We start from the raw sequence: 11498 nt of genomic DNA on the forward strand, positions 1-11498 counted from the left end.
ACCGAGGCGCTCCGGGAGGACATCCATCCGCACTTGCGTGAACAACGACGACGGATGCCCGCGTGCCTGTTCAACAGCAGGATGCTTCTCAGCACTCCGTCGCATCTCCAACAACGCAGCGTGTGACGCTTCCCCTGAATCGTACCCGCCATCAGCAGCAAACACGATTACGCCCGGGCCGGCGCCCCACCAGACGAGTACTCTGCGTAGTGCTCGATGGCATCTTCGACCAAATTGAGTCGATACCGAACCACGTCCCAATCCGCCGCCACACGACGCAATTCACGCGTCTGTTCCGCAGTCTCGACTGTCGCGGCCTGCTCACGAAGCTCGTTCGCGGCGGTCACATCGTACTCCTCGTTCCACGACTCAATCTGCTCTAACAGCTCCGCTCGCACGTCGATCAAGTCGTCACGGTCACGACCGTCCAGCAGTTCTCGCAACGACCGCATGCGTGTGTACAGCGGGTCAGGCTGGTACAGCGTTGCTTGCGCTCCAGTCTGCCGTTGCAGCACGTTCATCTCCACGAGACGACCCAAGTGGTCTCTGGCGGTGTTTCCTGCCACAGCTGCTTCGTCGGCGATCCAATCTGCCGACCGAGGTTCGCTGAGTGTGACCGCAACAGAGCGCACGCGGTCGAATGCGCTCGTGTTCTCCTTCCACGTCTCGATTCCGGGCGCTTCACCAGTCATACTACTCAATTGCAACCAGAGCACAATAATACTACTGGGGGTGCATCTATTTGAACTATCATTCTCATTCGTCAGCAACCCGAGCGCGAACAGAATCGCGGCGAGAACGCCCTGAAAGTCACTCTTACACGCCTGATTTGGGCTACCGATTGCTTCTTTGCTCCACTTTGTTCAAAGGGGTGAATTCCACCATACACGCTATCGAGAAGGGGTGCTGAGCGCCACCAAAATCAATCTAGTGGTAAGATTCTTTGTCAGTGGTAACGTACCCTCATCTATGTCGGCAGAGACGGATGGCCAGGGACGGCTGTACATCCCGAAGGAGGTACGGGAGAAGTACGGTCAGAAGTACCACATCGTCACCTACGAGGACAGAATCGAGCTGATTCCGGTCGCGGACGACCCGCTCGCCGCTGTCCGCGAGGCCGCAGGCGAGCTTCACGATGCATCCTTCGAGGAGATTCGAGCGGACATCGAGGCCGAGGCGAAAGACGAGGCCGAGCAAGCGGGCGGCGACAGATGACAGTGTACGTCGAGATGGACTTCCTGCTCGCGCTCGCCAAAGATTCTGATTGGTTGCAGGGCTCCGCAGAGGACGCCCTCGCCGAGCACGACGTCGAAACGTCACCGTTCTCGTATCTCGAACTCCTGCTCGCACGGGAACGCTACGAGTTCGACTACGTACCGCTGGTGGCGAACCTGCTCGAACTCGTCCCTGTACGGGATGAGGAAGAGAAACAGGTAGTGCTGAAAGCCGTCAACTACTACGACGAGGGAATGACGCCGTTCGACGCCTTCCACGCGGCGACTGCGGAAACGCGAGGGATGGACGTGCTTTCCCCCGAGAGAGACTACGAAGACGTCGAGGTAGAACGAGTCCCACTCGAACCGACCGACGAGGACTGACGTAAATTCCTTCGGACGGTGGGTGAAACAGCCGATAAGTTGGCGTGCGATTTCACCACACAGTTTTCACGGATGCGGAGATGTAATCTGGTATGGTGACTCGCCCGTCTCTCCGAGGATTTGGCGCGGCCTTTGTTGTTGGTGTCGCTATCCTCTGTATGGGAGTGATTGCACTCGGTTTCCTCATGCCCGACCGACTCTTCGGGAGTACTGTAGGATTAGTCGCCTTCTTCGCCGCCGGCCTCCTGATGGTCGTCTGCGCAGTCGTTGCAAACTTCTACGACCTCCGAGGGATTCTCCACAACGAGTTCGGCTAATCACTCACTGAACACTCGGAGTCCGAGATAGTACGCGCCGCCGATGACGACCGCGGAAATAGCCGCTGTACCTGCCGCCGCAATCGGGCCCGATGAATAGTTCAACGCGAAGGTGACAATGGCAACGACGACCGCGCCAATCAGTGCTTGTCCAAGAAGGGGTTTCCCCTCCAACCACGCGTTAATTCCCATAATTGCCCTCTCAAAGCGTACTCCGTTTAACCGTTCGTCTGTACTTAGCGAGATCCGGTCATCTACACTGGATTCGGTTTGCTCGAAACGGTGGTCGTGGCCCAAGCAGCGGACGAACATCAAATCTTCCGGCTACTCGTCGAGTACGTCTCGACGACGTCCTGCTCGTCGAAATCGGAATCGTCGCTCCAGATGCCGGCTTCGCTAGCCAAGGCACACGCAACGTATAGCACGTCGTCGGGAGCGGTTTCGCCGATCGCCGCGTCGGCCTCTTCGATGTAGGGGTGGAACTCGTCTGCGGGGACGACCTCGATGTACTGGAACAGGAGGTCGATGAACTGCTGGACGCGCTGCGGTTTCATCCCGGACTTCTCGACGATGAGGGCTTCGTAGTTCCCGAGTTCGTCGTGGACGAACGCGGGCGTCAACAAGTCGGGTTCGAGCGTGACGATGAGTTCACGTGTTTTCGAATCGGCGATGAGTGCAGAGATGACGACGTTGGCGTCGATAACCAGCTTCATCCAAGAGGCTAGTCCGACTGTTCTTCGACGCGCTCGCGTCCACGCTCGTTGATTCGATCCGCAATCTCTGTCACGTCGCTCTCAGTGAGCTCGCTCTCGCTGGTGAGTTCGTCCATCACTTCGAGGGCCTCGATTTTCTCCTGGATGGCCTGTCGAGTGACCTCACTCCAGTTGATCTCTGGGTGTCTCTCCATTCGGTCTTTGAGCTCGTCGTCCACGTTGACGGTGATACTAGGCATACAGGAAACTTTGTAGACACAGAATATTGTGCTTTGCGGTGCATCGACTGGTTCGAGAGCCCCCTAATCTCCATATTGTTCGGGTATGAACCGCTAAGAATTCTGATTTCCAGCTATGAAGCCTCGAAATAACCGGTTAGTAGATTGGCGAATTACGTTTCGGACACCAGATCTACCGGAAAAGGATTTTCTATTATTCGGCCATTCTACCGTTAATGAACGTGTCGAAAACAAATATCGTGGAATACTGCTTCGGTCAAGCGGTCGATAGAACTGCGATAGCAATCCTCCTCTCAGTCGCAGTATTCTCAGCAGTTTATATTTCGTCCCTATTTGACACAGATATTGTTCCGCTCCTCGTGAACACTACTCAAGGCGGCGTTGTCGTGTTGCTCCTACTGGCCGCTGCATACTACTATCACGAGAATCGAGGGGTGCTGGTCACCTTCCTCATCGTCTTCGCTCCCATCTACGCAGTTTTCATTCGCCTCGTTGAACTTGGGAATATTGCACCCAGTCCCCTCAGGGAAGCAGTCGTCGAAGCCGTACCGTTAACCCTGCTGTTCGCCGTTCCAATTACGATTCTCTCCATCGGCCTCGCACTCGTCTACGAACGATTCGCCACGAATTAATCTGACCACGCTACTGCAACAATCGACGTCACCAGAAGGAGGGGGAGAATAGCGCGATTTTCGAGTTACCGTTGATACACTTCTATACTGTACTTAGCGAGGTCTGGTCATCTATACTGAATTCGGGTTGTTTGCAACGGTGGTCGTAGCCCAAGCAGCAGACTAACATCGAATCTTCCGGCTGCTCATCGAGTCCGGAACAATTGATGAACAATCGAGAGGGGGATCCCGCGACTAAACCAGTGTTAGAGCGCCTGTAGTGGGTGTTCTCTGACTACCGATTGCTTCTTTGCTCCACTTTGTTCAACTCGATGAGCAGCCGGAAGATGGCCTTCACGAGGTTCGGGTCGACGCCGAACGCTTCGGCGTTCTGGCCGGCGCGGTCCATCACCGCTTGCTCCTGGCTCTCGTCGGTGGTCGCCATTCCGCGGTCGTCTTTGACCTCCGCGATAGTCTCGGCGACGTACGTGCGTCGCGCGATGAGGTCGACGATTTCGCGGTCGATTGATTCGATTTCCTCGCGCAGTTCCTCTAAGCTCATGTCGTCCGGGCCCCGTCCAGCTGCGTCGTCGTCAGCCGGACTGTCCCCGGGTTCTCGTCCCATAGTGGTTTCACCTCCGTGAGTGCGTCGTGGTCGCCGACGGCGACGTAGCTCGGGCCGGTGCCCGAGAGGGACGCCCCGTCGGCGTGCGGGAGGGCGTCCACGATTGGCTCGGTCGGGTGGCCGAGCGCCGCCGCGAACGCCAGGCCGTTGACGGTCATCGCGGTGCCGTACTCGCCGTCGGCGGCGAGGTCGGCGACGTGGTCGGCCATCGGCGCGATTCGCTCGCAGCGCGCGACGTCGGCGTCCGCGGAGAACGACTGCTCGGGGGGCGTCCACACGAGCGCCGCCCACTCGACTTCGTCGCGGAACAGCAACTCGTCCTCGCGGTTGTCCGTCATCGTGAGTCCGCCGAGCATGCTCGCCGAGGCGTCGTCGAACGCACCCGTGACGGTGACGCCGACATCGCGGGCGGCCGCGACGCCGAGGCGTGCGGCGCGCTCGCGGTCGACGGACTCGGCTTCGTCGAGCGCGTCCAGCGCCGCCAGCACCGTGGCGTTCGCTGCTGCGCTGGAACTCTTCAGGCCCGACGCCATCGGTATCTCGCTGTCCGTGTGGACGGTCCCGCCCTCGCCGTGCCCGTACTCGTCGGTCACCAGCGACACGCAGCGCTCCACGAGTGCGGTGTCGGCGTCCGGGTGGTCGGCGACGCTACCGGTGACGCCGTCGGCGGCCGCGTCCAGCGACACCTCGGCTGTCACGTCGAAGTCGAGCGCGAACGCCGACCCGATGCCCGTCGCGAGCGCGTTCAACACGGTGCCCGCGGCTGGCGCTGCTGCACGGCCGTCCATGTGTTGTCCTGCCACGGCCCGTATTTACGACTGGCGTTTCGGGCAAGGAGAGCGTGCTCGACCAGCGGGAGAGCACGTCGAAGCGAACGGCGAGCACCGCGAGCCGTGAGCAGCGTGCCCGAGCGAAGCGAGGGCACGACACGGTGAGCGGTGAACCGCGAACGTCGAAGCGGGCCGATGTGCTCCGCTGCTCGCACTACTATAGAGGGTCGCCGATGCGGTCGGCCGCTCGCGGGTCGCTGCGCTCCCCGCTCGCGTAAACGTGGTCTCCCTGCGGTCGACCACGCTGCTCACGCATCGCTACGCTCCGCGTTCGCTTCGGCGTGGTGTGCCGCCGGCGCACCACGCAAACGGCGCCCTTTTCCACGCCCGCCCGCAACGCTGGAACATGAGCGCCCGCAACGACATCGCGCCGAGCACTCTCGGCGTCGACCTCGAAGAGGAGGGCGTCTACGTCGAGTACACGGACGGCCGCCGCACGTTCTACAACGGCGTCCCGGAGAAAGTCCACGGGACGGTGCGGTGCCGGCCGGGCAAGGACGTCCACGTCCTCGTCACGGACCCGACGGAGACCGAGGGCGTCCTCGTGTACGTGAACGACCGGAAGACCCACGACGAGATTCTCGAATCGACCGGCGTCGGCCGCGTGCTGTTGGACCCCGACGAGGCGGAGGAACTGTTCCCGGGCGTGACCGTGCGCGCCGACGGGTACGCGATAGAAATCGAAGCCGACCCCGAGGAGGCGCGGGGCCGCGTGTTCGTCTTCGAGGAGGACGAGCTCGGCGAGCGCTCGTTCGAGTTGTTCGCTGCCGACGGGGACGAGTAGCCAGCGCCGGGCCCGCTACTGGAGGTACGAGGGGGCTTCGGCGTCACAGTTCTGTTCGTGCTGTTCGGCGTCCCCCGGGTCGTCGAACATCAGCCCGCACTCTTCGCAGCGGTACCAGAGCATGTCGTCTCGCTCAGTCTCCTCGACCATGCTTGGAGTTCCGTCGTCCGAGCTAAAAACCGTTGCCCCGGTGAGATGCCGGCCTCACTGCCGTTAGTTCGCCGACGGATTCGGTCTTCTCGCGGAACTCGGGTCGTCGAATTAGCAGTAGTTGAAAACACGGTTACTTTATTCGGCGTAGGGGGTGAAACAGCCGCTACGTTCGGGTAAACAGCTGAACGACGAGCATTCGCGCGAACGGAGTGAGCGCGATTCACTGAACGCGAGGCGGAGCCGAGCGTTCAGCCTTTTTAGCGTAGATTTTTCGCCGAGCGGTTCGCGAGTGGAGCGAGCGCACCCGAGGCGCAAAAAGGTACGTGGGCACACCTACTTACCGATTCGGCCCTGTCAGTTTCAGGGGCCGGTCTGAATACATAAACCGCGCTAGCAACTACTGTTAGGGCCGCAGGCACCGCTCGGGGTCGAACGGCAGCCCGAGGTAGTCGAAGATATCGCGCCACCGGCCGACGTCGTCCTCGTCGAGGATGCAGGGCGCGTAGCCGGCGTTCAGGTACAGCGAGAGCGCCGGATAGCGGTCGGGTTCGACGCCGGCGCGCACGCTGTCGTAGCCCGCGTCCAGCAGCCGGCGGGTGGCGGCGGCAGCGAGCGCGCGCCCCAATCCCTCGCGGCGGTGTTCTGGGGCGACGACGAGCGACGATAGCGCGCCGCCGAACGGGAAGCGGTGGTCGCCCGCGTTCGGGTCGTGGACGGCCGAGCACGTCCCGACGACGGCGTTCGTCGCGCGCTCGACGGCGACGAACGAGCCGTTCGGCAGCACGCGGTCCCGGAACGAGTCGACGTCCGCGTCCCAGCCGGCCGTTCCGAGCAACTCCTCGACCGCTCGGCGGTCCCGACCGGTGAGGCTGCTCGTGCGGAGCGCGTACCCGTCGGGCACGTCGACGTCGGGCGGTCGCAGGCCGTTCGGCCACAGTACGTAGCGCGTGTCCTCGCTCATGGCCGCCACTCGTGGGCGCGGCGTGGAACGCGTTGCGGTTCCGCCGGGTCGCCGTCAGAATAATCCGACTGGTCGCCGTTCGTGTTGCCGTACCTGGGATGAGCACGGACACCGAACCAGCGGGGGTCGTCGAGGACGAGTCGTTCTTCCGAACGCTCGTCGAACACGGCTCGGACGCCATCATCAGCATCGACGCGGACAGCACGATTCTGTTCGCGAACCGCTCGGTCGAGCGCGTGTTCGGCTACGAGCCCGCGGAACTCGTCGGTGAACCCCTCACCGTGGTGATGCCCGAGCGCTTCCAGGGCGCACACCACGCCGCAATCGCGGAGTACATCCAGTCGGGCGACCGCACCATCGACTGGAACGACGTCGAACTCCCGGGCGAGCACAAGGACGGCCACGAGGTCCAACTCTCGATCACGTTCGAGGAACACCAGTACGACGGCCAGCGCGTGTTCTCCGGCATCATGCGCGACGTCACGGACCGCGTGGAGCGCGAGCAAAAGCTCGAACGGCAGAACGAGCAACTGGAGCGGTTCGCGGGCATCCTCAGCCACGACCTCCGAGACCCGCTGAACACGGCGCGCGCGCAGGTCGCGCTCGCGAAGAACGCCGACGACCCGACGGAGTACCTCGACGAACTCGAACACGTCCACGACCGCATGGGGAACCTCATCGAGGACGTGCTGACGCTCACCAAGCAGGGCCAGACCGTCGGCGAACCCACGTCCGTGTCGCTGGCCGGCGTCGCCGAGGAGGCGTGGCAGACCGTCGGCAGCCCCGACGGGACGCTCCGCGTCGAAGACGTCGGCGTCGTGCAGGCGGACCGCGAGCGCCTGCTTTCGCTGTTCGAGAACCTCCTCGGGAACGCCGTCCGCCACGCGGGCGACACCGTCACCGTGGATGTCGGCCCGCTCGCCGCGGAGTCGGGATTCTACGTCGCTGACGACGGCCCCGGAATCCCGGAGGGCGACCGCGCGGACGTCTTCGATTACGGGTTCACGACCGACACCGACGGCACCGGGTTCGGGCTGAACATCGTCGAGAGCATCGCGGACGCCCACGGCTGGACAGTGAGCGTGACCGACAGCGAGAGCGGGGGCGCGCGCTTCGAGTTCGAGGGCGTCCGCCGGCACGACGAGGACGAGTCAGCGTGACTGTTCGAACGCCTGACACCCTGAGGCGGCGCTCCGTCGGCGTGCCACTACATCCAAGTACCGTCGCGTCGAAGCAGGAGTCCAGAGATGTCTACTGAGAGCGCCGCGGAGGGAGGCCTCGACCACGACGACCCGGTCGTGTTGGTCGTGGACGACGAGGCGAACGTCGCGGAAGCCTACGGGCTGTGGCTGCCCGACAACTACGAGGTTCGAACCGCGACGAACGGCGAGCAAGCCCTCGACCAGGCCGACGAGGACGTCGACGTGGTCCTCCTCGACCGCCACATGCCCGACCTCTCGGGCGACGAGGTGCTCGAACGCCTCCGCGAGCGCGGCCTCGACTGCCGGGTGGCGATGGTGACCGCCGTCGACCCCGACTTCGACATCGCGGAGATGCCCTTCGACACGTACCTCACCAAGCCCGTCGACCAGGCGGAAATCCAGGACACCGTCGAGAACCTCCTCGGGCTGTCGTCGTTCGGCGACCAGTCCCGCCAGTTCTTCGCCGTCTCCCGGAAGATCGCGGCGCTCGAAGACGAGAAGCGCGCGTCCCAACTGGAAGACAGCGATACCTATCAGCAACTCGTACAGCGACGCGAGGAACTCGACAGCGAACTCGACGACGCCGTCGGCGAGATGGACGACGACGACCTCGAAGCCGCGTTCCGCGACCTCTGACTACCAGAACGCCTTCGTACGGGCGTACTCCCGTTCGCGTTCGAGGATGTCCCGGTAGAAGTCGGCCTCGTTCTCTCGGTGGCGGTTGATGACGCGGGCGGCGTTCCGAGGGCCGACGCCGCGCGCGGACAGCGCGATAATCGCTTTCTTGCCGTGGCTCTGGACGATGCTCGCGTTCCGGAAGACGCGCTCGGTGCGGTCGCGCTGCTCGTCGTCCTTGTCGTCGGCACGCACCGCCTTCACCGCGTCGTCGGCCCACGGCGACAGCGCGGCGACGCGCGTCGACCCGCAGTGCGGGCACTCGGGTTGGTCGCTGACGCGCCGGACTTTCGTCTCGTGCTCCCAGTCCTCGCAGTGCGTGCAGAACAGTTTCACGCGGTCGTCCTGAATGCGCTCCCTGACCGCTTGGACGACGCTGGCGTCCGCGTTCTCCGGAGTGAGCAACTCGGACCCCGACGAGCGGCCGCCGACGCCGATGGCCGTTCGTTCTCCCTCGATGGCGACCTCCAGGTCACCCGACTGAATCGCGTCCAGCACGTCGCTGGTGCGCTTGACATCGAGGTCGGTGTGGAACACCTCGCGGACTGCCTCGTCGTAGACGGGCGTGTCTTCGAGCGCGCCCAGCAGCCGCGACAGCCCGACGCCGTCTCTGCCCTTCCAACGCTTGAGCGCGCCGAATTTTGCGGCGACCTGCGCGAGCGTGAATTTCAGCGTCTCGGACTGCTTGAGGCTCAACTCCAGCAGCGGCTCGACGTGCTCGGGGTCGGTCTCACGCAACAGGTCCACGACGTCGTTCGCGCTGATGCGCGCGGGCACGTCCAACTCGATTCGGTACGGTCCCACGTCCAAGCCCACCGAGGAGCCGGTTCGCTGGCCGAGTAAGGCCGACAACAACCGGCCCACAGTCTCGTTGGCCTCGTGGCCGAGCGCCGCGTTCACGACGATAGTCTGGCCCTCTTGCTCGACGACGATGCGGTCGTCGCTGGGCATCGCGTTCCCGCTGTCGACGTGGTACTCGACCTGTTCGAGCGCCTCGCCCGCGGTGTACTCATCCGTCGGGTAGCGCGCCGTGAACTCTCGCGACACCGCGTCGCGGGTCGCGGCAGCGTCGAACTGGTCGGCCGCGACTTCGCGCATCTCCCCGACCTCCTGGGCGACCTCGTAGGGGACGGGAATCTCCTGGCCCGTCCACGACGGCACCTCCCCGGCGGGGTCCTCGATGGGGGAGACATTGACTTCCTCCTCTTCCTCGTCGATGTTCGTGATTCGCCACATCTCCCCGCGCTGGACGAACGTCGCGCCGGGTTCCGCGAAGTTCACGACGAAGCGCTCGTCCAGCGTTCCGACCTGCCGGCCCCCAGCCATGTCGTAGACGGCGTACGTCTCCTCGTCGGGAATCATCGAGAGGTTCGCGTAGTAGTACTGCCACGTCCCGCCGGACTTCGAGACGGTGTCGTCGTCCTCGTCCACGTAGACGACGCGGTTGTTGTGCAGTTCCATCGCCACCTCGCGGAACGTCTCCTCGGCGAGGTCGTGGAACGGGTACGCCCGCGTCACTATCTGGTAGGCGTGGCGCGCGCTCGTCTCCCCGAAGTCCATCACCACGCCGACGATTTGGTTCGCGACCGTGTCGAGGCTGCCGTGGTGAATCTGCATCGTCTCCACGTCGCCCTCGCCGGCGCGCCGCGCGATGGCCAGCGCCTCGAACGTGTCGTCCGGACTGCCCGTGATGACAGTGCCGTGGCTCACCTCGTCGCGGCGGTGACCGGCGCGTCCGACGCGCTGGAGCAGGCGCGCGACCTCCCGGGGCGAGGAGTACTGGACGACGTGGTCGATGCGGCCCACGTCGATGCCGAGTTCCATCGAGGACGTACAGAGCAGGCCGTCGAGGTCGCCGGCCTTGAACTGGTCTTCGACCTCGATGCGGGCGTCCTTCGAGAGGCTGCCGTGGTGGACGCCAATGTTGGCGTCTAGTTCCTTGAACCGCGACCCCAGCGCCTCCGCGGTCTGGCGCGTGTTCACGAAGATTAGCGTAGAGTCGTGCTCGTCGACGATTTCCCGGATGGCGCGCACGTGGCTCGCCATCGACGGCGACGTCATCAGCTCGTTGCTCAGGCGTTCGTCGCCGTCCGTGACTTCGGGCTCCTTGACGGTGAACTCGACTTTCGACGTGACGTCCACCTCGACAATCTCACAGCCCCGCCCTCCAGTGAGAAACGCACCAACCTCCTTCGGGTCGCCGACCGTCGCCGAGAGGCCGATTCGCTGGAAGCCCCCCGCGAGTTCGACGAGGCGCTCCAGCCCAATCGAGAGTTGGGCGCCGCGCTTCGCGCCCGCGAGTTCGTGGACCTCGTCGACGACGACGTGGCGCACGTCCGCGAGGCCGTCCCGGAGCTTCTCCCCGGTGAGCATCGCCTGCAGCGTCTCGGGCGTCGTCACGAGCACGTCCGGCGGGTCGTCGGCCTGCTTCCCGCGCTGGTACTGCGTCGTGTCGCCGTGCCGGACGTCCACGTCGAGGCCGAGCGTCTCCCCCCACCAGTCGAGGCGCTCGCGCATGTCGCGGTTCAACGCGCGTAGCGGCGTCACGTACAGCGCCGCGAACCCCTCGGGGGCGCCCTCCTCGACGATGCTATTGAGTACGGGCAGCATCGCCGTCTCCGTCTTCCCGGTCCCGGTTGGCGCGACGACGAGGCCGTTCCGGCCGTCCGCGAGCGCGGGAATCGCGCGGCGCTGTGGCTCCGTCGGCGTCGAGAACCCGTGCTCGGACAGCGCCGCGCGCACCTCCTCCCCGAGGTGGGAGAACGCGTCCATCCCCCGCGTCTCAGTCAT

General features: G+C 63.9%; 16 protein-coding genes. 7 read left to right on the forward strand and 9 right to left on the reverse strand.

Annotation, left to right across the window (positions count from 1 at the left end):
- Window positions 1–167 precede the first annotated feature (167 nt).
- Window positions 168–692: a hypothetical protein gene (locus AVZ66_RS07525; RefSeq protein ID WP_058983314.1), complete on the reverse strand. Its 525-nt coding sequence runs from the start codon at window positions 690–692 to the stop codon at window positions 168–170.
- 277 nt (window positions 693–969) lie between these two features.
- On the opposite strand from AVZ66_RS07525, the gene AVZ66_RS07530 reads away from it, so the two are divergent.
- The 3 genes from AVZ66_RS07530 (at window position 970) to AVZ66_RS17045 (ending at window position 1915) form a co-directional block, all read left to right on the forward strand.
- A complete protein-coding gene (locus AVZ66_RS07530) occupies window positions 970–1215 on the forward strand; it encodes an AbrB/MazE/SpoVT family DNA-binding domain-containing protein (protein ID WP_058983316.1) in 246 nt (81 codons plus the stop codon).
- Window positions 1212–1598: a PIN domain-containing protein gene (locus AVZ66_RS07535; RefSeq protein ID WP_058983318.1), complete on the forward strand. Its 387-nt coding sequence runs from the start codon at window positions 1212–1214 to the stop codon at window positions 1596–1598. Before AVZ66_RS07530 ends, AVZ66_RS07535 begins: the two co-directional genes overlap by 4 nt.
- A 185-nt stretch (window positions 1599–1783) precedes the next feature.
- Window positions 1784–1915: a hypothetical protein gene (locus AVZ66_RS17045; RefSeq protein WP_269432467.1), complete on the forward strand. Its 132-nt coding sequence runs from the start codon at window positions 1784–1786 to the stop codon at window positions 1913–1915.
- Here the strand turns inward: AVZ66_RS17045 and AVZ66_RS16205 are convergent, their stop codons facing one another.
- The 3 genes from AVZ66_RS16205 to AVZ66_RS07555 form a co-directional block, all read right to left on the reverse strand.
- Window positions 1916–2107, reverse strand: coding sequence for a hypothetical protein (locus tag AVZ66_RS16205; RefSeq protein ID WP_157575630.1), 192 nt, complete (start codon window positions 2105–2107; stop codon window positions 1916–1918). It abuts the gene before it with no gap.
- A gap of 119 nt (window positions 2108–2226) precedes the next feature.
- A complete protein-coding gene (locus tag AVZ66_RS07550) occupies window positions 2227–2628 on the reverse strand; it encodes a PIN domain-containing protein (RefSeq protein ID WP_058983324.1) in 402 nt (133 codons plus the stop codon).
- 8 nt (window positions 2629–2636) lie between these two features.
- Complete coding sequence (locus AVZ66_RS07555) at window positions 2637–2867, reverse strand: hypothetical protein (RefSeq protein WP_058983326.1); 231 nt, start codon at window positions 2865–2867, stop codon at window positions 2637–2639.
- A gap of 215 nt (window positions 2868–3082) precedes the next feature.
- On the opposite strand from AVZ66_RS07555, the gene AVZ66_RS07560 reads away from it, so the two are divergent.
- Window positions 3083–3499: a hypothetical protein gene (locus AVZ66_RS07560; RefSeq protein ID WP_058983327.1), complete on the forward strand. Its 417-nt coding sequence runs from the start codon at window positions 3083–3085 to the stop codon at window positions 3497–3499.
- A gap of 274 nt (window positions 3500–3773) precedes the next feature.
- Here AVZ66_RS07560 and AVZ66_RS07565 read toward each other — a convergent pair whose 3' ends face one another.
- Window positions 3774–4103, reverse strand: coding sequence for a chorismate mutase (locus AVZ66_RS07565; protein WP_058983330.1), 330 nt, complete (start codon window positions 4101–4103; stop codon window positions 3774–3776).
- Window positions 4037–4891, reverse strand: a complete 855-nt coding sequence (locus AVZ66_RS07570; RefSeq protein ID WP_058983332.1) for a shikimate kinase — start codon at window positions 4889–4891, stop codon at window positions 4037–4039. Before AVZ66_RS07570 ends, AVZ66_RS07565 begins: the two co-directional genes overlap by 67 nt.
- Window positions 4892–5279: 388 nt before the next feature.
- Between AVZ66_RS07570 and AVZ66_RS07575 the strand changes: the two genes are divergently transcribed.
- Window positions 5280–5717, forward strand: a complete 438-nt coding sequence (locus tag AVZ66_RS07575; RefSeq protein ID WP_058983334.1) for a DUF5796 family protein — start codon at window positions 5280–5282, stop codon at window positions 5715–5717.
- Between the two features lie 15 nt (window positions 5718–5732).
- On the opposite strand, the gene AVZ66_RS17050 is transcribed toward AVZ66_RS07575, so the two are convergent.
- Window positions 5733–5867 carry a hypothetical protein gene (locus AVZ66_RS17050; protein WP_058983335.1) on the reverse strand — a complete coding sequence of 45 codons (135 nt, stop codon included), beginning with the start codon at window positions 5865–5867 and terminating at the stop codon, window positions 5733–5735.
- A gap of 406 nt (window positions 5868–6273) precedes the next feature.
- Window positions 6274–6831 carry a GNAT family N-acetyltransferase gene (locus AVZ66_RS07585; protein ID WP_058983338.1) on the reverse strand — a complete coding sequence of 186 codons (558 nt, stop codon included), beginning with the start codon at window positions 6829–6831 and terminating at the stop codon, window positions 6274–6276.
- Between the two features lie 98 nt (window positions 6832–6929).
- Here AVZ66_RS07585 and AVZ66_RS07590 point away from each other — a divergent pair, with 98 nt between their 5' ends.
- Both AVZ66_RS07590 and AVZ66_RS07595 read left to right on the forward strand, forming a co-directional pair.
- The gene (locus tag AVZ66_RS07590; RefSeq protein ID WP_058983339.1) at window positions 6930–7991 is read left to right on the forward strand and encodes a nitrogen regulation protein NR(II); all 1062 of its coding nucleotides are present in this window, start codon (window positions 6930–6932) and stop codon (window positions 7989–7991) included.
- 87 nt (window positions 7992–8078) lie between these two features.
- On the forward strand, window positions 8079–8669 hold the full coding sequence (locus AVZ66_RS07595; RefSeq protein ID WP_058983341.1) for a response regulator: 591 nt from the start codon (window positions 8079–8081) through the stop codon (window positions 8667–8669).
- Here the strand turns inward: AVZ66_RS07595 and AVZ66_RS07600 are convergent, their stop codons facing one another.
- Entirely contained in the window at window positions 8670–11498 is a 2829-nt protein-coding gene (locus AVZ66_RS07600) for a DEAD/DEAH box helicase (RefSeq protein WP_058983343.1), read from the reverse strand.

This window comes from Halobacterium sp. CBA1132 (assembly GCF_001485535.1).
Classification (GTDB): Archaea; Halobacteriota; Halobacteria; order Halobacteriales; family Halobacteriaceae; genus Halobacterium.

Excerpts from the sequence above, each read along its gene's own strand:
- AVZ66_RS07525 (WP_058983314.1), bottom strand. The coding sequence starts at position 692 with ATGACTGGTGAAGCGCCCGGAATCGAGACGTGGAAGGAGAACACGAGC.
- AVZ66_RS17050 (WP_058983335.1), bottom strand. The coding sequence starts at position 5,867 with ATGGTCGAGGAGACTGAGCGAGACGACATGCTCTGGTACCGCTGCGAA.
- AVZ66_RS07585 (WP_058983338.1), bottom strand. The coding sequence starts at position 6,831 with ATGAGCGAGGACACGCGCTACGTACTGTGGCCGAACGGCCTGCGACCG.
- AVZ66_RS07560 (WP_058983327.1), top strand. The coding sequence starts at position 3,083 with ATGAACGTGTCGAAAACAAATATCGTGGAATACTGCTTCGGTCAAGCG.
- AVZ66_RS07550 (WP_058983324.1), bottom strand. The coding sequence starts at position 2,628 with ATGAAGCTGGTTATCGACGCCAACGTCGTCATCTCTGCACTCATCGCC.
- AVZ66_RS07535 (WP_058983318.1), top strand. The coding sequence starts at position 1,212 with ATGACAGTGTACGTCGAGATGGACTTCCTGCTCGCGCTCGCCAAAGAT.
- AVZ66_RS07555 (WP_058983326.1), bottom strand. The coding sequence starts at position 2,867 with ATGCCTAGTATCACCGTCAACGTGGACGACGAGCTCAAAGACCGAATG.
- AVZ66_RS07570 (WP_058983332.1), bottom strand. The coding sequence starts at position 4,891 with ATGGACGGCCGTGCAGCAGCGCCAGCCGCGGGCACCGTGTTGAACGCG.
- AVZ66_RS17045 (WP_269432467.1), top strand. The coding sequence starts at position 1,784 with ATGCCCGACCGACTCTTCGGGAGTACTGTAGGATTAGTCGCCTTCTTC.
- AVZ66_RS07565 (WP_058983330.1), bottom strand. The coding sequence starts at position 4,103 with ATGGGACGAGAACCCGGGGACAGTCCGGCTGACGACGACGCAGCTGGA.
- AVZ66_RS07575 (WP_058983334.1), top strand. The coding sequence starts at position 5,280 with ATGAGCGCCCGCAACGACATCGCGCCGAGCACTCTCGGCGTCGACCTC.
- AVZ66_RS07600 (WP_058983343.1), bottom strand. The coding sequence starts at position 11,498 with ATGACTGAGACGCGGGGGATGGACGCGTTCTCCCACCTCGGGGAGGAG.
- AVZ66_RS07595 (WP_058983341.1), top strand. The coding sequence starts at position 8,079 with ATGTCTACTGAGAGCGCCGCGGAGGGAGGCCTCGACCACGACGACCCG.
- AVZ66_RS07530 (WP_058983316.1), top strand. The coding sequence starts at position 970 with ATGTCGGCAGAGACGGATGGCCAGGGACGGCTGTACATCCCGAAGGAG.
- AVZ66_RS07590 (WP_058983339.1), top strand. The coding sequence starts at position 6,930 with ATGAGCACGGACACCGAACCAGCGGGGGTCGTCGAGGACGAGTCGTTC.
- AVZ66_RS16205 (WP_157575630.1), bottom strand. The coding sequence starts at position 2,107 with ATGGGAATTAACGCGTGGTTGGAGGGGAAACCCCTTCTTGGACAAGCA.